Source organism: Streptomyces sp. NPDC059567 (assembly GCF_042735655.1).
Lineage (GTDB): Bacteria > Actinomycetota > Actinomycetes > Streptomycetales > Streptomycetaceae > Streptomyces.
Map to the genome: position 1 here is coordinate 262577 of NZ_JBHWBS010000001.1, position 3317 is coordinate 265893.

The 3317-nt window shown below is 73.7% G+C and carries 2 protein-coding genes; one reads left to right on the forward strand and one right to left on the reverse strand.

Annotated features, from left to right (window positions below):
- A partial coding sequence (locus ACFVZW_RS01120; RefSeq protein WP_384514871.1) for a PucR family transcriptional regulator ligand-binding domain-containing protein occupies positions 1–1539 on the reverse strand: 1539 nt, incomplete at its 3' end.
- A gap of 185 nt (positions 1540–1724) precedes the next feature.
- Here ACFVZW_RS01120 and ACFVZW_RS01125 point away from each other — a divergent pair.
- Positions 1725–3200: a sodium:solute symporter gene (locus ACFVZW_RS01125; RefSeq protein ID WP_384514873.1), complete on the forward strand. Its 1476-nt coding sequence runs from the start codon at positions 1725–1727 to the stop codon at positions 3198–3200.
- Positions 3201–3317 lie beyond the last annotated feature (117 nt).

A 3317-nucleotide genomic window follows, 5' to 3' on the forward strand; every position in this document is an offset into this window, starting at 1 on the left:
CGCCCGCCGCGCCCGCGAGCGCGCGCCCCGGCGCCCCCCGCGCCCGCGCCGCGGGGGCGGCGCCCCCCCCCCCCCCCCCCCCGCGGGGGGCCGGGGCACCCGGCCGAGGGCGAACCACAGCTCCATCCGTACGTCCGCGTCGTCCAGGTCCATGTCCAGGAGCGTGGAGCAGCGCGCGATGCGTTGGCGGACGGTGTTGCGGTGGATGTCCAGGGCGACGGCCGTGCGGTCCCAACTGCCGTGGAGCGAGAGCCAGGTGCGCAGCGTCTCGGTGAGCGGCTCGCCGATCGGCGCGAGCACGCTCCGGGCGTACGCGGCCGCCTCCGCCGGGTCCATCAGCCCGCCGAACCCGGCGGGCCGATGGCGTACGAGCTCCGCGCGGGTCGCCTGCGCCCGCCGCAGCGCCCGCCCGGCCTGCGCGTCGCCGACGGCGAGATCCCGGGCCTCGACGGGGGAGCTGACCCCGAGGGTCCACCCGGGCTGCGCGGTGGCGGGGGACGAGGCGGGCAGGAGGAGCCGGACCGTGTCGTCGTCCGGGGCGCCCGTGTCGAGCAGCGAGGTGCCCAGGGCGGACGCCAGGGTCGACGCGGCGAACGGGGTGGTGTCGCCGCCGTGGGCGTGGACCACCGTCCAGGGGCCCGGGCCCAGGGCGGTCGCCGCCTCGGCCGGGGGCGTGCCGAGCAGCAGGCGGACCAGGGCCGCGTCCCGGGCCGAGACGTCCGCGCCGCGGTGCGGGGCGGTCAGCAGGGAGAGCAGGACGACCGCCACCCCGGCGATCGTGTGGTCCGCGGCCTCCCGCCGCTCGGCCGCCACACCCAGCGCCAGCCCGTCGCCGCCTCCCAGCGCGTAGGCCGCGAGCACCATCCCGCCACCGTCCCCGCTCGCCGACGCCGGTCTGCCGGGGCGCGGGCCCACCACCTCCGCCAGGTGCCGCAGCGCTTCCTCCGCCTCCGTCCCGATCGCCCGCCCCGCCGCCGCGTACGCCGTGCCGTCCGCCGCGTACAGCACCGCACGCCCGCCGAGCCGGGACGCCAGCGCGCCGAGGACCGCCGGGACCGGGGCCGGCCGGGCGGCCGCCGTGGCCAGTGACTGCTGCGCCTCGGTCACCCGGCGCAGCTCGCGGAGGCGGGCCTCCGCCATCAGCCGCCACACCGCCCGGGCCACCGCTGTGAACGGCGTCTGCGGGGGTACTTCGAGCAGCGGCAGTCCATGCCGCTCGCAGGCCGCGACGAGCTCCGCCGGAACGGTGTCGTACACCGGCGCGACCCCGAAGCCGAGCGCCGCCGCCCCCGCCTCCACCACCCGCTCGACGTACTGCGCAGGATCGGTGAGCTGGACGCCCGCCGTCATCAGCAGCTCGCCGCCGAGCAGATACGGATACGGGTCGGCCATCTCGGAGGTGTGCACCCAGTGGACGGACGCGTCCTCGGGCCCGGCCAGCAGCCGCAGGCCGAGGTCCTTCCGGCCGAGCAGCGCGGCCAGTGAGACGGGTGGGGCGGGCGGGGCCGGTGGTGGGGGCGTGGGCTCCTGTGCGGACATGGGTGTGGACCCTTCGTACATCCCGCGTGTGAACAGTGGATGAAACGTACACTTCATCGTCGCTTTCCGGCCACCTACTGTCGTCCCATCCAGCGGCCGCGGGTACGGGCGGATGTCCCCGCGATCAGTCACTGGAGTCACTCCACCCGCACGACACGCCACCGAAGTGAACGAGGGAGGGCCCCATGGCCGTCGACTACACAGTGATCGTCCTGTACTTGGCCGGGATGCTCGCGATGGGCTGGTGGGGTATGCGCCGCGCCAAGTCGAAGAGCGAGTTCCTGGTCGCGGGCCGTCGCCTCGGGCCCTGGATGTACTCCGGGACCATGGCCGCCATCGTCCTCGGCGGCGCCTCCACCATCGGTGGCGTGGGCCTCGGCTACAAGTACGGCCTCTCCGGCGCCTGGATGGTCTTCACCATCGGCCTCGGCCTGCTGGCTCTCTCCGTCTTCTTCTCCGCCCGCATCGCCCGGCTGAAGGTCTACACCGTCTCCGAGATGCTCGACCTGCGCTACGGCGGAAAGGCCGGCGTCATCTCGGGCGTGGTCATGTGGGCCTACACGCTGATGCTCGCGGTCACCTCGACCATCGCGTACGCCACGATCTTCGACGTCCTCTTCGACATGCCCCGCACGGTCGCGATCGTCCTCGGCGGTGCCATCGTCGTGGCGTACTCGACGCTCGGCGGCATGTGGTCCATCACCCTCACCGACATGGTGCAGTTCGTGGTGAAGACCATCGGCGTGCTGATCCTGCTGCTGCCCATCGCCGTGATCAAGGCCGGCGGCTTCGCCGAGATGAAGGCCCAGCTGCCCACCGAGTACTTCGCGCCGCTCGGCATCGGCGGCGAGACGATCTTCACCTACGTGCTGATCTACACCTTCGGCATGCTCATCGGCCAGGACATCTGGCAGCGGGTCTTCACCGCCCGGACCGACAAGGTCGCCAAGTGGGGCGGCACCGTCGCCGGCACGTACTGCCTCGTCTACGCCCTCGCCGGCGCCGTCATCGGCACCGCGGCCAAGGTGCTCTACCCGAACCTGCCCAGCGCCGACGACGCCTTCGCGACCATCGTCAAGGACGAGCTGCCCATGGGTGTGCGGGGCCTGGTCCTCGCCGCCGCGCTGGCCGCCGTCATGTCGACCTCCTCCGGCGCGCTGATCGCCTGCGCCACCGTCGCCAACAACGACATCTGGTCGAGGCTGCGCGGGCTGACCACAGGGGGCGGCGACGACCACGACGAGGTGAAGGGCAACCGCCTCTTCATCCTCCTCATGGGCATCGCCACCATCTGCATCGCCATCGCCCTGAACGACGTGGTGCAGGCCCTGACCGTCGCCTACAACCTGCTGGTCGGCGGGCTGCTCGTGCCGATCCTCGGCGGCCTGCTGTGGCGCCGCGGCACCGTGCAGGGAGCCCTGGCCGCGGTCACCGTCGGCGGCCTGTCCGTGATTGGCCTGATGTGGACTTACGGAATCTTGGCAAATGAGCCTGTTTACTATGGTTTGTTGGCCTCGCTCGCCGCATATGTGATCGTTTCCCTGGCGACCCGCCCGACGGACGCCGCCGTGCTCGCGAACTGGCGCGCCCGGCTGGCGGGCCAGGACGCGGCCGACGCCGAAGCGACGCCGGAGACCGTGCCGGCCGCCGCGACCGGCTGACCGCACCGCAGACACCCGGTCGGGGGGCCCCCCCCCCCCGGCCCCCCCCCCGGCCCCCCCCCCAAAACCCCCCCCGGGGCCGCCCCACACACCCCCCCCCACACCCAGACCCCGCCC